This window comes from Clostridium sp. ZBS2 (assembly GCF_023845855.1).
Lineage (GTDB): Bacteria > Bacillota > Clostridia > Clostridiales > Clostridiaceae > Clostridium > Clostridium aquiflavi.
The window spans coordinates 1-257 of sequence record NZ_JAMQIF010000187.1 but is presented as its reverse complement, the minus strand read 5'-3'; the positions used below and the strand labels follow the sequence as shown (position 1 = coordinate 257).

The window sequence follows — 257 nt, the reverse complement described above, 5'->3', positions numbered from 1 at the left end:
GAATTTGTTGCATTTGCTAAGCCAACTTGAAGTCCAGCAACTATATCCTAAATACTTCCGCCTTCTTTAATAGACTTTCCTCTACCTATACAATCATCTACCAATGATGAACAGAATATATCTGGGAATTCTTCAAGATTTGTATCTGCAATTTTATCTAATGCAACGGTTAATTTTGTGTAATAAGCTATGTTCTTTTCCCACGCAGCCCATAATTCTTCAAAATTATTAAAACTTAATAAATCTCTATTTCCAGT

The 257-nt window shown here is 32.3% G+C and carries 1 protein-coding gene; it reads right to left on the bottom strand.

All coding sequences use genetic code 11. The features are described 5' to 3' along the window. Positions 1-47: 47 nt before the first annotated feature. A partial coding sequence (locus tag NG918_RS16895) for a pyruvate formate lyase family protein (RefSeq protein WP_252227223.1) occupies positions 48-257 on the bottom strand: 210 nt, incomplete at its 5' end.